Annotated in this window: 18 protein-coding genes; 5 read left to right on the top strand and 13 right to left on the bottom strand. The window is 72.2% G+C overall.

The window, feature by feature from the left end; translation table 11 throughout:
* Positions 1–46 precede the first annotated feature (46 nt).
* On the bottom strand, positions 47–1,831 hold the full coding sequence (eccE, locus tag ACSDG8_RS15385; protein WP_439428019.1) for a type VII secretion protein EccE: 1,785 nt from the start codon (positions 1,829–1,831) through the stop codon (positions 47–49).
* Positions 1,832–2,077: 246 nt separating this feature from the next.
* On the opposite strand from eccE, the gene ACSDG8_RS15380 reads away from it, so the two are divergent.
* Positions 2,078–2,395 (top strand): WXG100 family type VII secretion target, encoded by a 318-nt coding sequence (locus tag ACSDG8_RS15380; protein WP_210892983.1) that lies wholly within the window; start codon positions 2,078–2,080, stop codon positions 2,393–2,395.
* Between the two features lie 20 nt (positions 2,396–2,415).
* Entirely contained in the window at positions 2,416–2,709 is a 294-nt protein-coding gene (locus ACSDG8_RS15375; RefSeq protein WP_073826279.1) for a WXG100 family type VII secretion target, read from the top strand.
* 47 nt (positions 2,710–2,756) lie between these two features.
* Here the strand turns inward: ACSDG8_RS15375 and mycP are convergent, their stop codons facing one another.
* The gene (mycP, locus tag ACSDG8_RS15370) at positions 2,757–3,962 is read right to left on the bottom strand and encodes a type VII secretion-associated serine protease mycosin (RefSeq protein ID WP_210892789.1); all 1,206 of its coding nucleotides are present in this window, start codon (positions 3,960–3,962) and stop codon (positions 2,757–2,759) included.
* A 152-nt stretch (positions 3,963–4,114) separates the two neighbouring features.
* On the opposite strand from mycP, the gene ACSDG8_RS15365 reads away from it, so the two are divergent.
* The gene (locus tag ACSDG8_RS15365; protein WP_439428018.1) at positions 4,115–7,513 is read left to right on the top strand and encodes an SseB family protein; all 3,399 of its coding nucleotides are present in this window, start codon (positions 4,115–4,117) and stop codon (positions 7,511–7,513) included.
* Positions 7,510–7,875, top strand: coding sequence for a hypothetical protein (locus ACSDG8_RS15360; RefSeq protein WP_210892791.1), 366 nt, complete (start codon positions 7,510–7,512; stop codon positions 7,873–7,875). Before ACSDG8_RS15365 ends, ACSDG8_RS15360 begins: the two co-directional genes overlap by 4 nt.
* Position 7,876: 1 nt before the next feature.
* On the opposite strand, the gene ACSDG8_RS15355 is transcribed toward ACSDG8_RS15360, so the two are convergent.
* The 5 genes from ACSDG8_RS15355 to acs form a co-directional block, all read right to left on the bottom strand.
* Positions 7,877–8,809, bottom strand: a complete 933-nt coding sequence (locus ACSDG8_RS15355; protein ID WP_210892793.1) for an alpha/beta fold hydrolase — start codon at positions 8,807–8,809, stop codon at positions 7,877–7,879.
* A gap of 104 nt (positions 8,810–8,913) precedes the next feature.
* Positions 8,914–9,324, bottom strand: a complete 411-nt coding sequence (locus tag ACSDG8_RS15350; RefSeq protein WP_247678182.1) for a hypothetical protein — start codon at positions 9,322–9,324, stop codon at positions 8,914–8,916.
* A gap of 179 nt (positions 9,325–9,503) precedes the next feature.
* On the bottom strand, positions 9,504–11,906 hold the full coding sequence (locus ACSDG8_RS15345; protein WP_210892988.1) for an immune inhibitor A domain-containing protein: 2,403 nt from the start codon (positions 11,904–11,906) through the stop codon (positions 9,504–9,506).
* 357 nt (positions 11,907–12,263) lie between these two features.
* Complete coding sequence (locus tag ACSDG8_RS15340) at positions 12,264–15,047, bottom strand: immune inhibitor A domain-containing protein (RefSeq protein WP_247678183.1); 2,784 nt, start codon at positions 15,045–15,047, stop codon at positions 12,264–12,266.
* Between the two features lie 230 nt (positions 15,048–15,277).
* The gene (acs, locus tag ACSDG8_RS15335) at positions 15,278–17,266 is read right to left on the bottom strand and encodes an acetate--CoA ligase (RefSeq protein ID WP_210892803.1); all 1,989 of its coding nucleotides are present in this window, start codon (positions 17,264–17,266) and stop codon (positions 15,278–15,280) included.
* 221 nt (positions 17,267–17,487) lie between these two features.
* Between acs and ACSDG8_RS15330 the strand changes: the two genes are divergently transcribed.
* A complete protein-coding gene (locus tag ACSDG8_RS15330; RefSeq protein ID WP_210892804.1) occupies positions 17,488–18,234 on the top strand; it encodes an oxidoreductase in 747 nt (248 codons plus the stop codon).
* A gap of 12 nt (positions 18,235–18,246) precedes the next feature.
* Here the strand turns inward: ACSDG8_RS15330 and ACSDG8_RS15325 are convergent, their stop codons facing one another.
* The 6 genes from ACSDG8_RS15325 to ACSDG8_RS15300 form a co-directional block, all read right to left on the bottom strand.
* Positions 18,247–19,053 carry an HAD family hydrolase gene (locus ACSDG8_RS15325; protein WP_210892806.1) on the bottom strand — a complete coding sequence of 269 codons (807 nt, stop codon included), beginning with the start codon at positions 19,051–19,053 and terminating at the stop codon, positions 18,247–18,249.
* Positions 19,054–19,385: 332 nt separating this feature from the next.
* A complete protein-coding gene (locus ACSDG8_RS15320) occupies positions 19,386–20,657 on the bottom strand; it encodes a tyrosine-type recombinase/integrase (RefSeq protein ID WP_439428017.1) in 1,272 nt (423 codons plus the stop codon).
* Positions 20,657–20,929 carry a helix-turn-helix domain-containing protein gene (locus tag ACSDG8_RS15315; protein WP_357477895.1) on the bottom strand — a complete coding sequence of 91 codons (273 nt, stop codon included), beginning with the start codon at positions 20,927–20,929 and terminating at the stop codon, positions 20,657–20,659. Before ACSDG8_RS15315 ends, ACSDG8_RS15320 begins: the two co-directional genes overlap by 1 nt.
* A gap of 28 nt (positions 20,930–20,957) precedes the next feature.
* The gene (locus tag ACSDG8_RS15310; RefSeq protein ID WP_439428016.1) at positions 20,958–22,739 is read right to left on the bottom strand and encodes a replication initiator; all 1,782 of its coding nucleotides are present in this window, start codon (positions 22,737–22,739) and stop codon (positions 20,958–20,960) included.
* Positions 22,739–23,008 carry a hypothetical protein gene (locus ACSDG8_RS15305; protein ID WP_439428015.1) on the bottom strand — a complete coding sequence of 90 codons (270 nt, stop codon included), beginning with the start codon at positions 23,006–23,008 and terminating at the stop codon, positions 22,739–22,741. The genes ACSDG8_RS15310 and ACSDG8_RS15305 overlap by 1 nt, the downstream gene beginning before the upstream one ends.
* Positions 23,005–23,751 carry a hypothetical protein gene (locus ACSDG8_RS15300; RefSeq protein WP_439428014.1) on the bottom strand — a complete coding sequence of 249 codons (747 nt, stop codon included), beginning with the start codon at positions 23,749–23,751 and terminating at the stop codon, positions 23,005–23,007. The genes ACSDG8_RS15305 and ACSDG8_RS15300 overlap by 4 nt, the downstream gene beginning before the upstream one ends.
* Position 23,752 lies beyond the last annotated feature (1 nt).

Raw genomic sequence — 23,752 nt, 5'->3', positions numbered from 1 at the left:
ACCACCAGGGAAAGCAGCATGGCGTGCCCGGTCGGCGCGCGGCGCCTCAGCGTCGCGCCGGGCGACCGACCAGTTGCGACTCGACAGGCGTCGGTGAGAGCAGCGCCCACCGCAGGGCCCGCCGGTTGACCACCGCCACCATGTCGTCGCGGATGCGGGTCAGCCAGTCGGCGGAGCCGCCGAGCCCGAGCGCCGCCCCGGCCAGCGCCGCCTCGTCCGGGTCGAGCGGTTGGAGGATCGCCAGGTCGGCGCGGGCCAGCGCCGTCGTGTCGGCCGCGGTCAGCTCGTCGCGGACCACGAGCACGGACTGCCAGGCCGCGTCCGGGCCGGCCTCCGGCGGCACCGGGCCGACGTCGACCACGACCAGCAGCGGGCACAGCGGTGAGGCGGGCGCGCCGCCGGGCGGACGCCCCGGCGGGAGCAGCGGTACGCCGCCACCGAGCGTCCCGACGGCGCGGACGAACGGTTCCCAGGCCCGGGGACGGCCGGTCTGCACCGCCACCCGGGCGCCCAGCGCCAACGCCCGCAGCACGAGCAGTTGAGCGGCCGGCACACCGCCGATCAACAGCACCCGTGTCGTGGCCGGCCGGAACAGGCGCACGGTGAGCGCGGCGCCGTGGCGGTTGGCGCCCACCATCAAGCCGGCGGTGGCCGGCGGCAGCTCCAGCGCCGGCGGTGGCGACCCGGACCCACCTGTCACCCCCAGCGGCAGCGTGGCGGCCAGCCCGGCCAGGTGCTCCCCGTCGAGCCGGCGCAGCTCCCCGCCGACGTCACCGGCGACCCGCCGCAGCGTCCGATCCGCCGCCGACAACTCGTCCGCGCTGCCCGCGGCGACCCGCACCGCCAGCTCGGCCGGGACCGGACCCGCACCGGTACGGGGGCCGACCGTCAGCGCGACGGTGGTGGCGGTGGCCGGCACCGCGAGCAGCCGGGTGACCAGACCCCGGGCGGCCTCGCCGCGCGGATCCGGCCATCGGCGCAGTCGCCAGGTGGCCTGTGCCAGCCCGCCCACCGCGAGCAGCGGCCACGTCTCCCGGACCGGGGCGCCGGGCTCGTGATGGGCCAGCTCGGCGATCACCCGCAGCGCCGCGTCCCCGCCGAGCGGCCGGGCGGTGAGCGGCCCGAGCCGGCGGACGATCCGCCGCAGCGTGCCGGAGAGCGCCCGCAGCAACTCCTCGTCCGGCCAGCCGTCCGCGCGCAACACCTGGACGGCCAGGACCGCCCGCGCCCGCCCCGCCACCCGGCCGTCGGTGAGCTGCCGGTACGACGTCCCGGCGGGACCGGCCGCGACGGCCGGCACGGGCGCGGGGGAGGACGAGAAGACGAGCTGCAACCGGATCGCGGGGGCGTCCGGGCTGCTCGGCGGGAGCAGGTCGAACGGCGCGGGCAGCCGGCGCGCGTGGTCACCGAGCAGGTCGTCCGGGTCGCCGAGTTCCAGCAGCGCGGTCAGGCCGGCGGCGTCGTGCAGCACGGCGGCCGGACCGCCGGCCAGCTCGGTTGAGCCGGCCACCGAGCCCGGCCGGACCAGCTCCAGCAGCGCCGCCGGATCGGCGGCCGCCGGCAGGGCGCGGCGCCGGCTCAGGTACGCGACGGCGGTGAGGAGCCATTCGTGCAGCCAGCGGCCCCGTACCCGGATCCACGCGGCCGGCAGCACCAGCGCGGCCGTGAGCAGCGCGACGGCGGTCGCCACGACACCCCGCCCGGCGGCGGCCACCAGCACGGCCGCCGCGATCTGTGTCGCCACCACCTGACCGGCCCGCTGCCGCGTGCTCGGCCGACGTGTCCACAGTGGGGCGGGCGCGGCCGGCCGGGTCGTTGTCGTCGCGGTCACCGCACCTCCTCGCCGGGGCCTCGCTGTGACGTCGCCGTGGCACATCGTAATGGGCAGGTTGTCCACAGGGGAGCCCGAAGGGGTAGCAGAACCGGAATGAGACGGCTACCGTCAGCGACGAAATCGTCGAGTCGCGTGTTCGCCGCCGCCTGGTCTTCCCCTCCACCGGCCCCGGACGCCCCCGACGAGTCCACGGTGGTCACTGTGGTGACCAGCCACGACCGAGGAGACGAGGTGACGTCCGGGATGTCCCAGACCCAGGCAGAAGCCGCGGTGATGCAGCAGACCGCCGCGAAGTTCGAGCAGGTCGACCAGTCGCTGCAGACCATGCTCAGCGGCCTGATGGCCGAGCTGGAGGTGTTGCAGCAGGCCTGGCGGGGCGCCGGTGGGCGCTCGTTCGCGCAGGTCAAGCAGCAGTGGGCGCAGGACCAGGCGGCCCTTGCGCGGGCGCTGCGAGAGACCGCCACCGCGATCCGCACCGCCGGCCGGCAGTACGACGTGTCCGACACCGAGGCCGCCGGCCGGGTGGCGGGCACCAACCGCGGCATCCAGCTGCCCCTCTGACAACCGGAAGGATCGAACTCATGGAGCACGGTGTGCTGGTCGTCAACTTCGCCGCCCTGCAACAGGCCGGCGCGGACATCCAACGGGCGCTGTCCACCCTGGAGAGCCAGCTCGGCCAGCTGGAACGCGACGCGGCCCCGCTGGTGGCGAGCTGGAACGGCTCCGCCCGTGAGGCGTACGAGGTGCGGCAGTCACGGTGGCGGGCCGCCTCACAGGACCTGCAGGCGATGCTGCGCGACATCAAGCTCGCGGTGGAGGATTCCGCGGCCGACTACCTCGACACCGAGAAGCGCAACGCCAACCTGTTCCAGTGAAGCGAGCCGCGCGGCCCGGGTCTCCCTGATCCGGGCCGCACGGCGTTTCAGGCCGGGTCGGCCGCGCGCCAGCGTCGCCGTGCTCCGCGCGGCAGCACCAGAGCGAGCGCCGCCACGAGCGCCACCGCCCCGCCCACGACGGCGGCGGTCAGCAGCGCCCGGTCCCGGGCCGTCTCGCGGCGACCGTCGCGGGCCAGCGCGGCCGGGTCCGGCAGATCGGCGGGCAGCGCGGCGCCCGGCCGGGGACGGGAGTCCACGGCGCCCGCCGACTCGGTCACCGCCCGGTACGGGTTGAGCACCCCCGCGCCGTAGCCGGCATCGCGCCCCGGTGCCGGATCGGCGGCGGCCACGATCCGGGCGGCCACCTCCTCCGCGCTCAGCCGCGGCCGGTACTGGCGCAGCAACGCCGCGGTGCCGGCCACGAACGGGGTGGCGTAGCTGGTGCCCTCCGCCCGGTGATGTCCCTGCCGGGGCGCCGCCATCAGCACCTCACTGCCCGGGGCGACCACGTCGACGTACGGGCCGGTCTGGGAGAACGCCGACCGGGCGCCGTCCGGGCCGATCGCGCCCACCCCCAGCACACCGTCGTACGCCGCCGGATAGGGCCGGGGATCGCCGTTGTCGTGCAGGTTCCCGGCGGCGGCGACCACCACCACGTCCCGTCGTAGCGCGTAGGCGACGGCGGCGCGTACGTCGGGGTCGTCCGCGTACAGCACGACCGAGAGGTTGAGCACGTCGGCGTCGTGGTCCACCGCCCACCGGATCGCCCGGGCGAAACCGGCCGCGTCGACGGTACGCCCCGACTCCCGTCCCTCGACCACCTGCTGCTCGCTCACCCGTACCGGCAGGATGCGCGCGTCCGGCGCGAGGCCGCGGAACGCGACGCCGGGCTGCGGGGCGGCGGCGACGATGCTCGCCACGCCGGTGCCGTGCCCGGCGCAGTCCCGGGTGCCGTCCCCGCCCCGGTCGAGGAAGTCGGCGCCGGACAGGACACGCCCCGCGAGTTGCGGATGGGACCGGTCCACACCGGAGTCGACCACCGCGACCACGACTCCGGCGCCGGTGGCGAGCGGGGTGAGCCGGTCCGGGGCGTACCGTTGCTGCGGCCACGGCTGCTGCGCCACCGGCCGCGCCGGGGTGAGCGGCGAGGCGCAGCCGGCCGGTGCGCGAGCCGCCGCCGGGGCGACCGGAGAACCGACGAGGAGGAGCGTCGCCAGGGCGGCCACTGCGGGGTACGCGACAGGCCGAGACATCGACGACCTCCGTAACGTGTCGGCTCCGGGACGGGATGTTATCGCCTCGCGGACGTCGGGGCCGACCGTCGATGGCCAGAAGTCCTGATCTTGCTGCCACCTTGTAGGTTGTAGGCGATACCTGTGGCCTGTTCGCGGAAGGAGAGGTGGCCGTGACCGGATGGGAGCCGGCCACCGAGGCCGAGGTGGCGATGCGGGACGCGTTACGCGCCCAGGACCAGCAGCAGTACTTCCGTGTGCTGACGCGCGTCGATCTGTTCCTGCCGGTCGCGGGCAGCTCGGCCGGCGGATGGGGCACCTGGACCTCCGGCGGCCGCACGCACGTGCTCGCCTTCACCTCCGCCGCCGCGCTGCGGGCCAGCCTGGGAGAGAACGCCGGCACGGCCCGCCGTGTCCCCTACCCGGAGCTGGCGGCCGGCTGGCCCAACCCGGAGTGGTGGCTGGCGGTCAATCCCGGGCTGCCGATCGAGGGTTACCTGCCCGCCTGGTACGTCGCTCAGCTCTCCCGGGGCGACATCCGCCTGCCCGGCCGGACCATGGGCGCCCGGGCACGGCTGGACCGGGTGGAGAGCGCGGCCCGGAGCGCTCGCAACGGCGTACCCGAGTCCGCGCCCCACCCCTCGGCGGTGCCCGTCCCGCCGGCCGCCGTGGCGCCCCCTGTGGTTCCGCCGGCCGCGGTTCCCCCACCTGCCGTTCCGCCGCCCGCGGTGCCGCCCGCAGCCGTCCCACTGGCCGCGGTGCCGCCACCCGCGGTGCCGCCACCCGCGGTGCCGCCACCCGCGGTGCCGCCCCCCGCAGTGCCGGCTTCGCCGGTGCCGGGCGGCCGGGGCGAACGGCGGACGGAGCACGACGAGCCGCCCACGGCCCCGATACGCGGCGCTTCGGTCCTGGGACGGCGGCTGCCGACCATGCCGCCCCGCCGCCGGGAGCCGGACCGGGACGGCCCGGGCCGCGCCGACGCCGGCGACGAGCCGGGCACTGACGCCCTGGACGGCTGGCTCACCGATCTGCGCCGCCGCCCCGACGAGCCGGACCCCTTCGCCGCCCCGCCGGCGCCGACCGACGAGCCGCCGGCGGCCACCACCCCACCGCCACCGTCCCGTTCCTTCTTCGAGCCCGCCTCCGGCCGCTCGACCCGCCGCTCGTCGCCGCTGGACGCGCCGCGGCGGGCCGCCGACCGGGCCACCCCGCCGACCCGGTTCGCCGGCGGCCAGCCGTTTCCGCGTCGCCGTCCGCTGAACGAGCCGGTACGGGAGGAGCCCACCCAGGCGTTCGCGACGCGGGCGGACGAGCCGCCTCCGGTTCCCCGGACCGACGAGGCGACCCAGGCGTTCCGGCCGACCCGCCCACCCGAGGAGGCCATCGAGACGCTGCCCCGGCGGCACTCCGGCCCCGCCACCCCCGCGACTGACGCCTGGGCCGACCCGATCGGCCCCGACCGGGAGGCCCCGCCCTGGAACGCGGCCGAGGACCCGACGGAGGCGCTGTCGTCGTCGGTCGCGGAGCCGGTGTCGAGCCCGCCCGCGCCGCGCCGGGACTTCACCCCGATCGTCATCGAGGGCACAGTCATCGAGGCCCGCGACCTGACCGAGCCCGAGCAGCCCTGGTCCTCGCAGTACGCCGACCCGGTGCCTTCCGCGCCCGCCGACCACGCGGCGGCGCCCTGGGCCGGCGCCGCCGACCCGACCGCGCCGCTCCCGGCCGACCAGCTCCCGGCCGACCCGCTGGTCACGACCGGCGACGAGACGACGAACCTCACCGAGGCCGCCTACACCGTTCCACCAGCCGAAACGGCGTCGTTCGACCGGACCGGACGGCTCGACGAGTCGACGGTGTCGTTCGCCTCGACGTCCGAACCCACCGCGTCGTTGCTCGACTCGCCGACGGAGCCGCCGTTCGACCGGACGTCGGAGGACCCCACCACGTCCCTGTTCGGTACGTCGGCATCGTCGGCCGAGCCGACCCAGTCCTTGTTCGCACCGTCGGCGTCTTCGGCCGAGCCGACCCAGTCCCTGTTCGGGACGGCATCATCGTCGGCTGAGCCGACGCAGTCCCTGTTCGAGCCGTCGGCGTCGTCGACCGAGCCGTCCGAGTCGTTGTTCGGGCACCCGGCGTCGTCGGCCGAACCCACAATGTCCCTGTTCGAGGCACACACCCCGTCCGCCGAGCCGACCACGTCGCTGTACGAGCCGACGTCGGCCGAGCCGACCACGTCGCTGCACGAGCCGACGCCCGACGAGCCGACGACCTCGCTGTACGAGCCGTCGCCGGCCGAGCCGACGGCTCCGCTGTTCGCGCCGGCTCCGGCCGAGGAACAGGCCACCGTGTCGCTCTTCCAGCCGGCCACCGACGCCGAACCGGCCATGCAGCCGGCCGTGCACGCCGAGCCGACCACCCACGTCGAACCGGCCGCCGAGCCCGGACCGGCCACCTTCGACAACTCCGCCACCACGTCGCTGTTCGCCCCGGGTGAGCCGACCATCGCGCTCTCCACCCCGGACGAGGCGCCGGACGAGGCACCGAAGCTGGCAGAGCCGCCTGCGCCCGTAGCGGAGCCGGCACCGGTCGGCGGCGACGCGGCGAGCGCCGCCGCCGACTTCGTTCCGGCGAACGAGGTGGAGGAGGAGTTGCTCGCGGCCACGGGCAGCGGGAGCACCGACGGCTTCCTCACCACTCTGCTGCTGGCCCGGGTACTGCTGCCGGCCGCGCCCGAGTCGGCAGCCGGCAGCCGTCCGGGTGATCCGGGGTTCGTCTGGCACACCGAGCTGGTTGACGGCGAGACGTCCGTCTCGGTCTACACCTCCCCGGAACGCCTCGCCGAGCACGCCGGAGACCGGGTCGAGACGGTACGGGTCAAGTTCGTCCAGCTCATTCGCAAGTGGCCGGACGTGTCCTGGTCGTTCCGGGTGAACCCGGACAGCCCGGTCCGTGCGACGTACCCGGGGGAGCAGGTTCTCGCGCTCGCCAACTGGGCGGCCGAGGTGGGCCTCGGCGACGACCCGGAGCCGGCCGCCGCGCCGCAGCCGGCGGAAGGACAGCGCCCGGAAGCGCCGACCATCGCCGCGAACCGGCCGGTGACCATGCAGAAGGCGATCGCGGCGAGCCAGCTCGCCTACTACCTGGAGCGTGGCTACGACCGGGTCTCCGGTTTCGTACACCGGGCCGGGGAGTTGGCGCACCTGAACAGCCCGGCGGCGCTGCACCGCGCGCTCGGTCTCGGCCACCCGGGATCCCCGTTCTCGCCGGACGACGAGGAGATCTACCTGCTGCGGTGGCCGGCCTACCGGCCGAGCCTCTACCGGATCCCCTACGGCGGGCCGAACGAGTCCGCGATGCGGGCGATGGAGGGCTGGGTGATCGAGCGGCCGCCGTTCCGCGGCAACGGCTTCGCCCCCGGGGAGAGCAGCGACGTGATCGCCGAGTTCAAGGTGGACAGCGCGCGCCTGCCGCACGGCGCCGAGCTGTGGCGGCTCGGCGCGGACGGCGACACGCGGCTGGTCGCGGTCCTGGACACCGACGCGCTGGTCTGGCGGAAGGCGGACGAGGCGTGACCCGCGACGGCTACGTGGCCCGCTGGCGGGGGCGCGAGTACCAGGCCAGCCCCGCGGGGGACGAGGTCCGCCTCTACCAGCCCGGCCCGGACGAGGGTTTCACCGAGGTACGCCCCGGCCGGTACGTCCGGGTGGTGCCGGCGGCCGAGGTCGACGATCTGGCGTACGTGCGGACCACCTGCACCTGGCAGGGGCAGCCGTTCATCGTGCTGGCCGAGCACGAGGGCTGGCTGCGGCTGGAGTACACGGGTGGGCGCTGGCCGGTGGCCGAGGCGATGGGGCTGGAGGCGTTCGACTTCGGCGTCTACCAGGGCTGGGCGCCCGCGGCCGAGGTGGCCGATCTGGGCGAGCAGCGGGTCTGAGTCAGGACTTCGCCCAGCGCAGGATCTCGCCGAGCACCAGGTCGCGGGCCTCCACGTGCGGGAAGTGCCCCACGTCGTCGAGCAGCCGCCACTCGTACGGCGCGCTGACGTAGCGGCCGGAGCCCTGTGCGGTACGGGGCAGGGAGGCACGGTCCAGCGCGCCGTGCAGTTGCAGGGTCGGCGTGACGAGCGGCTTCTGCATCAGCTTCACGAAGCGGTAGCCGTGCAGCCGCAGCACCGAGCGGAACGCCCAGCGGTAGCCCTCCATCGCGCAGAACGCGGCCTGCGGGATCTGCATCGCGACGCGGCAGCAGTGGGCGTAGTCGGCGAAGTCGGGGCTGTCCGCCCAGCGCGGGCCGCCCCAGCGGCGCAGGATCTCCTCCACCTCGACGGCGTCGTCCCGGGTCAGGACGTGCTCGTAGCGGGGGAGCTGGAACTTCAGCGTCGCGGTGGCCGAGGCGAACTGGCCGCGCGGGTCGGCGAAGATGGCGGCCCGCAGCCGCAGCGGGTGTGGCGCCCCGAGCACCACGAGTCGCCGGACCAGGGTCGGGTGGAAGGAGGCGGCGGTCCAGCCGATGAGCCCGCCCGCGCCGGTGCCGACCACCGTGGCGGACCGTTCGCCGAGCGCGCGGATCAGGCCGGCGACGTCGGCGGCGAGCGTGTAGCCGTCGTACCCCCGGGGTGGCTTGTCGCTCGCGCCGTAGCCGCGCAGGTCGACGGCGACCGCCCGGAAGCCCGCGTCCGCGACCGCCGGCAGCATCTCGTGCCAGGCGTACCAGTACTCGGGGAAGCCGTGGAGGAAGAGCACCATCGGGCCCGCGCCCGCCTCGACGACGTGGAACCGGCTGCCGTTGGCGCCGACGAACCGGTGCGTCCACGGCCCTTCGGGCAGGACGCAGGACTCGTCGACGGGTCCGCCGCGCTGGTCGGTCATGGGGCACAGCCTAGGGCCGCCGGTCGCGCATCGGGCTTGCAGGTGACCAGGATCAGGGATTTCTCCGGGAGGCGACCCCTAGAGCCCGGCAACCGCTTGTGACGTCAGGATTCGACGACGCGCATCGGGATTCCGGGCCCGCAGTCCACCGAGCGGTCCCGCGCGGTCAGGCGCAGCGAGACGAAGTCGCCCTTGCGCAGTTCCCCGGTGTTCGGGCCGTACACGGCGTACTCCGTGCCGTTCTCGTCCATCAGGCCGTAGCAGGGGCCGGAGCCGCCCCGGATGATCCAGCCGGCGACGACGCCGGCCGGCCGGTTGTCGGTCGGCTTCTTCGGCGGGCCGGCGGGACGCCGCAGCGTCGGCAGTTCGGTGGCGGACAGCGGCGTGGGCCGGTCGGCGGGCGCGGCCGCGCCGCTCGCGGCTGGCGCGTCGGCTCGGGCCCGGGACGGGGGCGGCGTGGCCGGGCCGGCGGTGGGCGGCGTGGCCGGGGTGGGCGGCTGTCGGTCGTCGGACACGGGTCCTCCGTTTCCGGCGCAGCCCGCGACGGCGAGCAGCGCCGTCGCGAGAGCGGCCGGCAGGGCGGTGCGGGGCGGCATCCGGGTACGACGCGGGCACGAGCCGGCGGGTTCCCCGGAAAGGGCGATGCCCGGGCGGGGAGCCCGCCCGGGCATCGCGTGGCGCGTCGATCCGTGGATCAGGAGAAGCGGACCTTCATCGAGGTGCCGTTCTGCTCCAGAACCTTGATCTTGGTGCCGGTGGCCGGGAGCTTGACGCCGTGGTTCGGCAGCTCCGGGAACCAGTACTGCTTGGTGTCGTCGAACAGCGGCTGCGCCGCCTGGCCGCGGATGTACTGCGGCTGGCTGTTGAGGTGCAGCGTGAACGAGTCGGCCTTCTTCAGGCTGAACGGCGCGTCGTAGACCTGGACGCGGGCCCGCCAGGGCTGCCCGGTCAGGTTGTAGATCGGCCGCGGGTGCGCGTCGATGATCATGTTCCGACCCTCACCCGGGTGCGCGAACGTGTCGTTGTCCGCGAACCGGAGGTTCCAGTAGGAGATCAGCAGACCCTCCTGGTACGCGTAGTGGTCCACGTAGTCCGGGCGGGTGTTCGAGTAGCCGAAGAAGTACGGGCCGGTCTTGAGGTACTTGTCGTACGAGACGTACGACCGGTTGCCGGCGATGTAGTAGTTGTCGAACTTCCGGGTGTAGGTCTCCTCGACGATGCTGAAGCCGCTGAGGGTCCAGCCGTTCGCGCCGGCCTCTGCGCCGTCGGAGAGCACCGTCTGACCGTCGGCGGTCACGGTGATCGCGTCACCGTAGAAGCCGCCCTCGGAGACGCCACCGTCCGTCTGGTAGCGGAGCCGGAACTGCACGACCTTGCCGGCGACCGCGTCCATCGGGATGTTGACGTCGACCCACTGGTTGTTGCTGGAGCCGTCCAGGGCGTAGCGCCCGGGGGAGATCTCCTTCAGCGGGGTGCCGTTGGCCGTACCGGGCAGCGAGGCCCAGGTCTGGCCACCGTCGGTGGACGCTTCGAAGAACAGGTAGTCGTAGTCCGCCTCGATGCTGTAGCGACCCTTCATCGACAGCGCGGCGCTGGTCTTCCCGGTGAGGTCGACAGTGCGCGTCATCGCGTTGTTCAGGTCGTCGTCGTTGCCCGAGAAGAACTGCTTCGTACCCTCGAACGGCTTGCCGTTCTGGAACGTGTACTCCCGCTGCGGCAGCACCACCACGGCGCCCTGGGCCTTGTTGGAGTTGTACTCCTGCGGCCCGAGTTCCAGGGTGCGCTTCTGGCCGGCCACGATGACCTCGTAGTCGAGCCAGCCGAGCTGGAGCTTGTTCCAGGCGCCGAGGTCGCCACCGCGCTCGCCGATGCCGCCGTCGTTCTTGGCGCCGAGCCGGCTCTGGGCCATCAGGGTCCAGTGCTCGTTGTTGTTGTCCCCACCACTGACCACGTTGTAGTCGTCCGGCAGACCGAGGTCGTGGCCGTACTCGTGGTAGAAGACGCTCCGGCCACCGTTCTCCGGCTGGATCGTGTAGTCACCGATCCAGACGCCGGTGTTGCCGATCTGGGTGCCGCCGGCCGGGAAGTTCTCCGGGCCGGTGTTGCCCTGGTCGCTGGCGAAGGCGTACCACCGGTGGCTCCAGATGGCGTCCTCACCCTGGTACGGGTCACCGTCGGCCTCGTCGCCGCCGGCGTGGACGATCTGGAAGTGGTCGATGTAGCCGTCCGGCTCGTTGAAGTCGCCGTCGCCGTCGAAGTCGTACCGGTCCCACTCGTCCATCGCCTTGACGTCCGCGGCGATCTCCGCGTCGGAGCGGCCCTGCGCCTTCTGGTCGGCGACCCACTGGTTGGCGGCGTCGCGGACCAGCGCCCAGGTGTTGGTGCAGACGTTCGAGGCGCACGGGTAGCCGCCGGAGCGGCCGTAGCGAGCCTCGTTGTACCGCACCTTCACCCAGTTGGTGACCTCGCCGTCGACGCTGTACCGACCCGAGGACTGGGCCTCGTAGTACTGCTTCAGCGACTCGTCACCCGGGTTGGTGCCGAAGTACAGCTGGCGGTAGTGGTCGGCGTTGTAGTCGGCCTGCCACACGGTGGAGTTGTCCACCGCCCGGTTGGGCTGCGGGATCTGGTTGCGGAGCGGACCGTCGAACCGGGTCGGGCCCGGGGTGTCCGGGTCGGTGTCCTGGTCCGGGTAGTTCGGGTGCCGCTCGTCGCCGAACTCCGCGAGGATGACGAAGATCTTGTCGGTCCGCTCGCGGGAGAGTTCGACGTACTGATCCTTGACCGGACCCTTGCCGGCCTTGGTGCTCTTGGCTGCCTTGCCCGCCGCGGGACCGGCGACAGCCTGCTCGCCGACCTTGACGACCTTGCTGCCGTTGATCTTCTGGGCCTTCGCCCTGCCGGACAGGACCTCGCTGAGGCCCTCCTGGCGCAGCGCGCGCCGCTTCTCCTCCAGCGGGTTGGGCAGGTCGTGCTCAGCCTGCGCAGGCTCGGCCACCGACGGAGCGGCGGCCGGCAGCTTCGGCGTCGGCGCGGCGCTGGCGGACGTGCCTGCCATCAGCCCCGTCGCGGTCAGCGAAAGCCCGAGCAGACCCACTGCGACTTTGCGCACGTGGTACCTCCGGTGTGAGGGAACCGGCCCAACTGGGGGTACGGGCCGGTGGAACGTCCCACTAGTGGGACCAAGGGTGAACATAGACACTGCTGCGACTGGTGGGAAGATGCGTGCGTCGATTTGTTGCAACTTTTTGTTGAGAACGCTTTTCACCGTCATACACCTGCTCGCCACCAAGCCGTTGACCAGCGACGATGTGCGGAGCCGCGACGGCAGTGACATGCATGGATTAATTGGTTACGCGGAAGGGCCGGGAGCACTCGCGCTCCCGGCCCTTCCCCCATCGAGCTAGATCAGATCATTTTTCGGTCATTCCGGTTCCGCTTTGACCGCGCCCGTTCAGGGACGCGGCGGGACCACGTACACCTGGGCGTACGAGTTGTCCTTGGCGGCCCGCTTGATGATGATCGAGACGCCGTACTGGACGCCCGCGTCACCCGGGTTGCCGGTGCCGAGCACGATCGCCCCGCCACCCAGCGTCGAACCGTAGTAGTCGGTCGCCGGGCTGCCGTCCGGGTTCACCACCCGGGTCGTGTACTGCTGGTTGCCCCGGGACGGGATGACCACCGAGGCGTCGTTGTCCCGCGCGTACGCGGCGCCGTCACGGATCTCGATGCCCGGGTACCAGCCCTTGGCGTCGGTGAAGCCCTTCACCGGCGCCTGCGGGCCGAACTTCGTGCAGTACTCGCTGTACGGCTCGTCCGCCGCCTCCAGGCACTCCTTGAAGGGGTACGTGGGCCGAAGGCCGAACGCGGCGTTGGAGGACTGCGGCCGGCTGGGCAGGTTCTTCAGCACCGACGGGTCCTTCTCGGCCGCGACGCCCTTGCGGCGCAGCGGGTCGTTGTGCGAGTCGACGATCAGCAGACCGCCCTTGGCGCCGTAGCTGGGCAGCGCGGTCATCTGCGCGGTGACGTGGTTGACGTCGCCGAGCTGGGTGTCCCGGTACCAGACCAGCATGCCCGGCGCGTTGTACGCGATCCGGTCGACCTTCCAGGCCTCGTGCGAGTAGACGGTGTCGTAGGTGTACTTCAGACCGTTGTCGAAGCCGTCGAAGTTGCGCCACTCGGCCAGGTAGTAGTGCGACTTCACCTGCGTGCCCGAGTCGATGTACCAACCCGCGCCGCTGGTGTCGGTGAAGGTGCCGCCGGTCTGGGTCCAGCCCGCCGCGCCGCTCTCGACGTCGTCGCTCCAGGTGGTCGCGCCGCCGCCGGTCACCGAGAAGTCGTCGGCGAACCAGCCGCGCTCGACGAACGCCTCGTCGGTGGCGTACCGCAGCCGCACCTGCACGGTCTGCCCGGCGAACGACGACAGGTCGACGTAGTCGTGCCGCCAGCCGCCCGTGCTGCCGGTCAGGCCGTACTTCTTGTTGCCGAAGTCGACCATCCGGCCGTTCGGGTCGGCGTAGCCGTCGTTCGTGGAGACCAGCGCGCCGCCCTCGGCGTACACCTTCTGCTCGTTCCAGGTGGCGCCGCCGTCGGTGGAGACCTCGACGAAGCCGAAGTCCCAGTCCGCCTCGATGACGTAGTTGTTCCACATCCAGAACTTCGCGTCGGCGGCGTTCGGGACGGTCACCGTGCGGCTCAGCTTGACGTCGGCCCAGTTCTGGTCCGCGCCGGAGTACCACATGTTGCCGCCGCTGTGCGGGGTCGCCAGCGAGATCACCTTGTCCGGCAGGTCGATCTTGATGCCGTCCTCGGTGCCGACCGGCGTACGCGAGGTCTGCCCGAGCTTGACCAGCTTGGACCGATCACCCGGCCCGAACGTCTTCGGCTCGGCCCAGCCGAGCACCCACTTGTCCCAGAGGCCCATGTGGGTGGGGAGCGCCTGGAAGATCTCGCCGGAGTGCGAGCCGGACGCCATCAGGTCCCAGAAGTCCACGTCCGAGTCGGCGTTGCCGGAGGTGTCGTAGAGGTCCGGCAGACCCAGGTCGTGCCCGAACTCGTGGGCGAAGACGCCGACGCCGGCGTCCTCCGGCTGCACGATGTAGTTCGACACCTTCAGGTTGGTGCCGGGGATCGTGTAGCCGCCGGTCACGGTCGAGGAGTGCGCCCAGACCGAGTAGATCCCGACGTCACCGCCGCCACGGGACTTGCCCTGGTTGGCGTGCACCAGCACCAGGTGGTCGATCACGCCGTCCGGCTCGTGGTAGTTGCCGTCGCCGTCGCGGTCGCTCTGGTCCTCGATGTCGTAGTCGGCCCACGGGAAGTTCGGGTCGGCCGCGGCCAGCGCGTCGATCGCGTCGGTGGCGAGACGCCCGGCACCCTGCGGGTTGTCCGGGTGACCGTTCATCGACTGCTCACGCCCGGCGACCCAGTTGCCGTTCTCGTCCTGGAAGCAGCGCGACGCGGCGTACCAGCCCTCCGAGTGCGGCACCGTGATCCACGGGCTGGCCTGCCCGTCCACGGTGTACGCGCCCTTGGACATCTCCAGGTACATGTTGTGCATGGTCCGCCCGGCGAGGCTGATGCCCGGCTTGCCGTCCGGCCCCTTGAGGTCCTTGCGGACCCGCTCGGTGATGCCCTTCTTGCTGTAGAGCATCTTGTCGTAGTGGGCCGGCGAGAAGTCCGGCACCCACATCGAGTTGTTGTCCTTGTGCGGCAGCGTGGCCGGGTTCGGGATGGTGTTGTGCCGCGGCCCGTTCTGCACGGTGCCGGGAACGCAGGTGCGGTCCTCGAACACCGTCTTCGGGACCATCACGTTCGTGAAGTCGTCGTTGGCCTTGTCGTTGAACTCGACGAGCAGCGTCAGCAGCTTGGCGGTCTGCGTGCTCTTGGCCTTCTTGATCTTCCGCGGGCTGTGACCGGTCCGGATGGACTTGGCCTCCAGCTTGGCCAGCTCACGGGCGGCGATCGGGTTGCCGCCGGCGTACTTGCGGTCGTAGGCGCGGGCCTCGTCCGCGGGCGAGGAGAAGACGCCGTCGCGGCCCTTGACCTCCTTGCCGCCGGTGTCCGGCTGCACCTCGGGCTCGGCGTAGTTGATGTAGTGCTCGTCCGCCCCGATCGTGACCGGTGCGGACCGGGACGGCTGGGCCGCCGCGCTGCCCGTCACGGTCAGCGACGAGGCCGCGAGCGCGATGACGGGCAGCGCGACGAGTAAGCGTCGCCGTGCCCTGTGCTGCGACATGGGGAGCATGCCACTCCGTTCGTAGGGAATGGTGGGGAACCGGCCGTCTCACTGACGCTCGTCGAAATCCGCCGGTGCGGCTGAACGTAACCGACAACCAGCGACATCGACAGTGGTGGAAAAGTGCTCTGGCCGATCAGGTCAGATCGGGTCCACCGATCGACCGGCGCGGATCCCGGATACGACGAAGGGGCGGACCGCGATGCGGTCCGCCCCCTGATCGGCTGTCGTCAGTCCTCGTCGGACTTGCCGCCGCTCATCCCCGACGAGATCAACTCCATCACCGAGGAGTCCTGGAGCGTGGTCACGTCGCCGAGCGACCGGTTCTCCGCCACGTCCCGCAGCAGCCGGCGCATGATCTTGCCGGAGCGGGTCTTCGGCAGCTCCGGCACCAGCATGATCTGCCGCGGCTTCGCGATCGGGCCGAGCGTCTTCGCCACGTGGTTGCGCAGCTCGGCGATGAGCTGCTCGCCCGCGTCGCCGGCGGTCTCCGCGCTGCCGCGCGGGATGGCGAACGCGACGATCGCCTGCCCGGTGGTCGGGTCGGTCGCGCCGACCACCGCCGCCTCCGCCACCGACGGGTGGCTGACCAGCGCCGACTCCACCTCCGTGGTGGAGATGTTGTGGCCGGACACCAGCATCACGTCGTCGACCCGGCCCAGCAGCCAGATGTGCCCGTCGTCGTCCTTCTTCGCGCCGTCGCCGGCGAAGTAGACCCACTCGTCGCCGGTGTTGGCGCCCGCGCCGAACCGCGACCAGTACGTCTCCAGGAACCGGTTGTCGTCACCCCAGACGGTCCGCAGCATCGACGGCCACGGCTCCTTCAGCACCAGGTATCCGCCACCGCCGTTCGGCACCGACTGGCCCTGGTCGTCCACCACGTCGGCGACGATGCCGGGCAGCGGGCTCATCGCCGAGCCGGGCTTCGCCTCGGTCACGCCGGGCAGCGGCGAGATCATGATGGCGCCGGTCTCGGTCTGCCACCAGGTGTCCACCACCGGCAGCTCACCGCGGCCGACGTGCTGCCGGTACCAGATCCACGCCTCCGGGTTGATCGGCTCACCGACGCTGCCGAGCAGGCGCAGCGACGACAGGTCGTAGCCGGCCGGGATGTCCTCGCCCCACTTCATCATGGTGCGGATCAGCGTCGGCGCGGTGTACAGGGTGGTCACCTTGTACTTGTCGACGATCTCCCAGAACCGGCCCTTGTGCGGGGTGTCCGGCGTGCCCTCGTACATGACCTGGGTGGCGCCGTTGGAGAGCGGGCCGTACACGATGTAGGAGTGCCCGGTCACCCAGCCGATGTCGGCCGTGCACCAGTAGACGTCCGTCTCCGGCTTCAGGTCGAACACCGCGTGCGTGGTGTACGACACCTGGGTCAGGTAGCCGCCGGTGGTGTGCAGAATGCCCTTCGGCCGCGCGGTCGTGCCGCTGGTGTAGAGGATGAACAGCGGGTGCTCGGCGTCGAACGGCTGCGCCTCGTGCTCCGCCGACGCGGTCTCCACCGTCTCGTGCCACCAGTGGTCCTTGCCCGACCAGGCGACCTCCTCACCGGTACGCCGGACCACCAGCACGTGCTCCACCGACGGGCACTTCGCCACCGCCTCGTCCACTGTCGGCTTGAGCGCCGACGGCTTGCCCCGCCGGTACCCGCCGTCCGCGGTGATCACGACCTTGGCGCTGGCGTCCTGGATCCGGTTGGTGAGCGCGTCGGCGGAGAAGCCGCCGAACACCACGCTGTGCGTTGCGCCGATCCGGGCGCAGGCGAGCATCGCCACCGCCGCCTCCGGGATCATCGGCATGTAGATCGCCACCCGGTCACCGGCGCTCACGCCCAGCTCGGTCAGCGCGTTCGCCGCCTGACAGGTGAGCCGGTGCAGGTCGGCATAGGTGACGGTGCGGGTGTCGCCGGGCTCGCCCTCCCAGTGGATCGCCACCTTGTCCCCGAGGCCCGCCTCGACGTGCCGGTCCAGGCAGTTGTACGCCACGTTCAGCGTGCCCCCGGTGAACCACTTCGCGAACGGGGCGTTCGACCAGTCCAGCACCTGCTCCCACGGCTGGGCCCAGGCCAGCCGGCCGGCCTGGCGCTCCCAGAAGGCCAGCCGGTCACCGGCCGCCTCCCCGTACGCCTCGGCGGTCACATTGGCGTTCGCGGCGAGTTCAGCCGGCGGCGGGAACTGGCGCGTCTCGTTCAGCAAGTTGGCCAATGCCTCGCTCATGCGGTGACTCCTTCGTCGCGTGACCTGCGTCTCCTACTCCGGGGAAGGTTAGTCCCGCCGTACCCCGGTCGCGACCGCCCGACCCCTCACCGCGCGCCCAGCGGCCTTCCCCTCGCGCCGAGGTGTAAGGAAGGGCCCCCTGTTAACGCCTCCGGTAGAGGAAGGGCCCCTTCTTAACACCCCGGGCATGCGGGGAGCCCGGCGGTCGCTAGCGTGACGGGGTGACCACCGATCCGCTCGCCCCGCTGCTCGCGCTCGCCGACGTCGCCACCGCCGTCGAGCAGGCCCGCGACCGGGTCGACCAGGCCCACCGGCACCGCGCGCTGCGCCGCCAGGGCGGCCAGGTCGCCGCCGAGGTCAGCCTCCGCTCCGCCGTGGCCAGCGCCGCGCTCGAAGGCCGCGTCCACGACCGCGAGGAGGTACGCGCCGGCACCGTCACCGACCCGGTGATGCAGGGCGCGCTGCGGGTCGCCGGAGCGCTGCCCGGACTCAGCGACCTCTGGCCCAAGGCACCCCGGCAGGTGCTCGCCCGGCTGCACGTGCTCGCCGCCCGCGACGTGGTGACCGAGGAGGAACTGGGCCGGCCGGTCGCCGACCCGGTGGTCGCGGCCCGCCTCGACGGCCTCGCCGCCCTGGTCGCCGGTGGCACCAAGGTGCCACCGCTGGTGCTGGCCGCCGTCGTACACGGCGAGCTGCTGAACCTGCGCCCCTTCCCCGGCCCGTCCGGGGTGGTGGCCCGCGCCGCCGCCCGGCTGGTGCTGATCTCCACCGGGTTCGACCCCCGCGGGCTGGTCGCGGTCGACGTCGGTCACCGCGAACGCGAACCGGAGTACGTGGGCGCGGCCGGCGCGTTCGCCACCGGCACGCCCGACGGCCTGCGCTCCTGGCTGCGGCACTACATGACGGCGGTGGAGGTCGGCGCCGACCAGATCACGCTCATCGGCGACGAGATCCTCGCCGCGTCCTGACGGGCGCGGGCGTCAGGCGGTCGGCGCGGTGGCGCGGGTGCGGCGGTGCCGGCCGTACCAGGCGATGCCGATGGCCACGCCGACGCCCACACCGAGCGCCGCCGCCGCGACCGGCACCGCCGGCCGCTCACGCAGGCGACGGCCCAGCGGAATCGGGTGCCGGAACTCCAGCACCGGCCACGCGTTCTCCACCGCAAGCTTGCGCAGCGCCCGGTCCGGGTTGACCACCGTCGGGTGCCCCACGCATTCCAGCAGCGGCCGATCCGAGTACGAGTCGGAGTACGCGTACGAGTCGCTGAGGTCGTAGTCGCGTTCCAGAGCCAGCTCGCTGACCGCCTCGACCTTGCTCGGCCCGGCGGCGTAGAACTCGACCTCACCGCTGTACCGGCCGTCCACCACACCCATCCGGGTGGCGATCACGTCGTTGATCCCGAGCAGCTCGCCGATCGGCCGGACCATCTCGTCACCCGACGCGGAGACCAGCACCACGTCCCGGCCGGCGGCCTGGTGCTCCTCGATGAGGGCGGCCGCTTCGGCGTACACATAGGGGTTGATCAGCTCGTGGAGCGTTTCCGCGACGATCTGGCGGACCTGTTCCACCGGCCAGCCCTTGCAGAGTGTGGCCAGGTAGTCCCGGGTGCGGGCCATGGTCTGCTCGTCGGTGCCACCCAGCCGGAACATCAACTGGGCGTACGCCGACTTGACCACGTCACGGCGAGTGATCAGCCCGTCCCGGTAGAACGGCCGACCGAATGCCAGTGCGCTCGACTTGGCGATGACGGTCTTGTCGAGATCGAAGAAAGCGGCGCTGCGGCCCACGGCGCGAAAGTCTAGCCCGACGGGCGGCGCGGAGGCGTCCGCGCAGGGTCGTGGATGTTGACGAGCACCCTGAGGAGTGACGGCGGTCACATCTGATGTGCGAGAAATTAGCTTTGCGTGGACTGAACACCACTCGACGTATAAGGGTCGGCTGCGGCATGCTTGTCCTCGCGACGGGAGTTCGCATTCCCGACGCCGCCGGCCTCGGCGGTTGCACCCCCCGTAACCGCTGAGTCGGTTCGGCTCGACCCCCCCGGAGCCGAACCACAAGACGACCCCCGTCTCCCCCCGACGGGGGTCGTCCCTTTGCGCCGTGACCGTTCCGACGCAGGTCACAGGCCCTCCTCGCCGTCGTCCAGGGTGCCTCCCGGTGGTGTCTCCCGCGTCGGAGGCAGCAGAGAGGCAGCAGAGCCGTCGAAGGCAGCCAGGACGCGGGCCGCGTAGTCGTCCGGGGTGTGGGTGTAGCGGTTGAGCGTCGTCGACGCCTGTTCGTGGCCCATCACCCGCTGCACCAGGTTGATCGGAACGCCGTCGGTGACCAGCCAGGTGGCGTAGGCGTGCCGCAGATCGTGGAAGCGCATCCCACCGGACGCCTTGGCCGCCACGCAGGCGACGGCCTCCCGCTCGGTGGTGAACTCAGCCGACCACTCGATGCCCTCCCGGTCCGGCCAGGTCGCGCGGTACCTGTGTGGCCCGGTGTTGGCGACCTGGCCGAGCAGCCCGGCGCGGACCAGCGACGGCAGCCACACTCGCCGCCGGAAGTTCGATCGGCGCAGTGGCCGGCCGACCCGGTCGCGGAAGACCAGGGCTCGCGGGTCCGGATCGTCGGCGGCGGTGTGCAGCTCGCGGAGCGCGGCCAGGAGGAAGGACGGTAGCGGCACGGTCCGGACCCCGGCGCGACTCTTCGGGTACGGGCGCAGCACGATCCCGCCGTGCGTCTCCTCGGCCACCTGGACGACGCGCAGCGATGCCCGGTCGAGGTCCACCGACGACCACGTCAGGCCGGCGCACTCGCCCCAGCGAAGACCGGCCCCAGCGGCAGCGGAGACGATCCCTCGATGCCGAGGCGGGACCGCCGGAAGCAGCCGACCGAAGAAGTCCTCCCGACTGATCGTGACCGGCTTGACGTCGCGGGACCGATCACGCGGCAGCTTCACCCCCTCGGCGGGGTTGGTGGCGATCAGCCGTGCCTGTACCGCCGTCTTGAGGATCATCGACACCAGTTGGTAGCACTTGGCCACGGTGGCGGGCGCGAGATCCCGACCGAGACCGGTCACCCACTCCTGCACCGACATGAAGTCGACCTTTCCGAGCGGCCAGTCACCCCACTTCGGCAGGACGTGCGTGCGAAGCATGGAGACGGTCCGCTCAGTCGTACGCGCCTCGACTGCCCGGGTGGCGAGCCACTGCGAAGCGAAGTCACCGAAACGGGTACGACCGGCGTGCGGGTTCACATAGATGCCCCGATTGAGGCTCCCCTCGATCTCGGCGAGGAAGGCATTGGCCTCCCGCTTCGTGCGGAAGCTCTTGGACTTCTGCCCACCGGCAGGATCACGCCAGCAGGCACGGAAGGTACCGGCCGGAGTCTTGCGGACGAAACCCATCAGCGCCTCCGGCCATGCTCGGTGCCAGTGGCGGCGGTTTGCTCGGTGACGCCGTCGAGCCAGGCGTGGAACCGGGCACGCGGGATCAGCCAGCGACCTCCGAGGCGGGTCGCCGGGATGGTGCCGTCGCGGACGAGAGCGTAGGTGCTGCCTAGCGAGATGCCGAGGAGCTTGGCGACCTCGCGGACGGTGTAGGTGACCGGCTCGACGACGACGGTCCCGGTACGAGGGACGAGTCGGACGACCGGATTGGGGCGGGCGGTGGTGCTCATGACGGGTGACCTCCTCGGTCTGTCGGGATCAAGCGGCGACCGGCGCGATACCGGCCGAGGTAGTGGCGAGTTCGTGGGCGAGTTCTTCGCGGCCGGTGGATCGTCGTTCGCGGGCGAGGGCAGCGGCGGTGTTGGCGAGCAGTGCGTCACCCGAGGTGTGCCAGCCGACTCCGGCGAAGGTGAGGGTGCCGACGATGAGCGTGGTGTCCTCGTCGACGTGGTCGACGGGTGGGCCGCTGGCGGCGGGGTGTTCGTGGTCCTGGTGCTCGTGACGGCGGTAGGCGATGCGGGTGTCGCGTAGGAGCCGGAAGGTCACCGAGTAGCGGCGGGCTTTGGTGAGGAAGTGGCCGCCGTAGCCGAGCATGTGCGCCCATCGGCGCAGCCGGGCGTAAGGGTTGGTCGTTGCTGGCTTCGTCGGTTCGGTGTCAAGGGCGGCTTGACGGTGGGCGACGCAGACGGGGCAGGCGGGGTAGCGGGTGTGGGTGCCGCAGTCGGGGCATTCCCAGCGGTGGACGAAGCCGGGCCGTGGCCGGGGTTCCCGGGGCCGTTGCGTGAGTGGGGCCGGGGTGGTGGTGGGTCGGCCGATGCGCCAGCAGGCGTCGATGAGGCGGGCGGTGTGGTCGCCGTCGGGGTCGGCGTAGTCCCCGATCGTGTCGGCGGTCAGGCGGGTGGAGGTGTGCCCGGTGGCCTCGGTGCTTTTGGTGGCGTACTTGGCAAGGTAGCCCGCCACCATCCCATCGGTGACTTCCCCGGAGCCGTCGGTGGCGATCGGTTCCAGGTCGACCTGCTCGCCCCAGGCGATCGGCCATCCCTCGGGCCGGTCGGGGTGGGGCGGGGTGTGGAAGGCGATCTGCCGGGCGGCGTGACGCAGCGCGTCGATGAGGTCGTCGACGGTGAACCCGGCTGGCGGGGGCACGACGTTGTCGGGATCGGTGGCGTCGACGCCGTCGAGGCGGGCGATGACGTGGAAGTGCACCGCTCCCCGCGCTTGCAGTTCGGCGACCTTCCCGGGCGACAGCCGCACCGGGGCGACCTTGCGCGTTTTGCCGGAGGCGGTGACCACCTCGACGCGGGGGACGCCGCGGCGTTGGGCGAGCTTGGCGAGCCATCGTTCGGCGGCTTGTTTGGTGCGGTGCCAGAGTTCGCCGGAGAAGATGTTCCAGACGACCTGGTGGTCGTGGTCGTAGCAGTCCAGGCACAACGGATGCCCGAGCACCGCGTCCCCGGTTTCGTGGCGGGCCCAGCAGACGGCGGGACGGCCGTGGGGGCAGAGTCCGGTGTCGCGGCGGGCGTGGCAGGGTTCGGCGCGGCAGTCGCAGCGTCGGCGGTTGCGGCAGGTGTGCCGCTTCACCTTCCGGGCGTGAACGGTGCCGAACGACGGCGCGGTGAACGTGGCGAACACCGCCGGATGCGATGCCACCGACTCCGGCACGCCCTTGCCGCCGACGAGACCCGCGCGCAGGAGTTGGAAGGCGTCGCGTTGGTAGGTCTGGGCGCAGGCGGGGCAGACCGTGGCGCGGCGGTTGCCGCAGGCGGTGTAGATCGCCGCGTCAGGCATGGCGTCGGTGTGCCGCGCGTCCACGACCCGGCCGGTGGCCTGCTCGACGGTGAGGATCTGCCCGGACAGGCGGATAGGGCGGGTGCAGCCAGCGGCGGCGCGGACGTGTTCCAGCCAGCCGTAGTAGTCCGGTCGGGTGGCGCGTTCGAACGCGGCTCCGGCAGCAGTCCAGCCGTAGACGGGTGGGACATCGGCGTTCGAGCCCACCCCCCGGGCCGAAGCGCGGGGGGTGAGGTCCAGCGTCGAGGCCATCAACCGGCCACCCCAGCAGTGGGGTGCAGGTTGGTGATGGTGCGTTCGATGACGATGACCCGGCAGGCGCCGCACTGGCGCTTGACCGGCTCGTGCCGTCGGCACGCGATCTGCGTGACGGTGGTGCCGCAGCGGATGGTGACCGGGTTGCGGCAGGGCCCGCCGTCGATGACGTCGACGACGGTCCGGCGGGTGTCGTAGGGGTGGGGCTCCGGCTCGGCCGGGCAGGTGTGCAGGAGCTGCACGACGTCAACGGTGTGGATGCTCATCGGGCACCACCGCCGATGGTGGCCAGGAGCTGCCCGGCGACGGGTGGGGTGACGTCGAGGCGGTCGGCCAGTTCGGCCGGGGTGATGGGCTGGCCGGTGGCCTGTTCGTGCTGCACGGCCGCGAAACGCGCCATCGGCAGCAGATGAGTGGGAACGTCGACCGGCTCGGCCGGTGCGGCGACGGACTCCGGCGCGACAGCCGGGATGGTCACGGGTTCCGGCTCGGCGGCCGGGGTCGGGGTGATGGCAGCCGGTGGTACAGGCTCGGTGGTGACCTGCTCGGCCACCTGGACGCGGATGGGTTCGGCCGGAGTAGCCGGCGCGGTGGTGGGTTGTTCCGGTGTGGGTGCCGGGGCGAGGACGAGTTTCACCAGGGCCATGAACGCCAGCGCGGGGACGGCGGACAGGAGCCATCCGGAGATGCCGGGCTTGGCGACCGCGAGTTGCGCGGCGAGGGAGAGGCTGGCGGCGGCGATGAGCAGGAACAGCGGGTAGCCGATGGGCGCGCCCGAGCGGCGGCGTCGGCGGATGGTCAGCAGACACGCGATCGGGACCAGCTCGGAGATGACGGCGTTGGCCCAGCCGAACCACGCCCCGGTCCCAGCCGGGCTGTTGGCGAGGGTCCAGTCTTTGACGTGGGTGAAGGAGGCGGCCCCGGCGAACCCGGCGACCGCGATGAGGATGAGCACCAGGACCAGGCCCTCGATACGGGGGCCGGTGGTGGTGTGGCGGTCAGTGGTCATG

Source organism: Micromonospora sp. LA-10, from assembly GCF_051853095.1.
Taxonomy (GTDB): Bacteria; Actinomycetota; Actinomycetes; order Mycobacteriales; family Micromonosporaceae; genus Micromonospora; species Micromonospora echinospora_A.
Note: the sequence above shows the minus strand (reverse complement) of the source record. Positions and strands in the feature narration are given on the sequence as shown.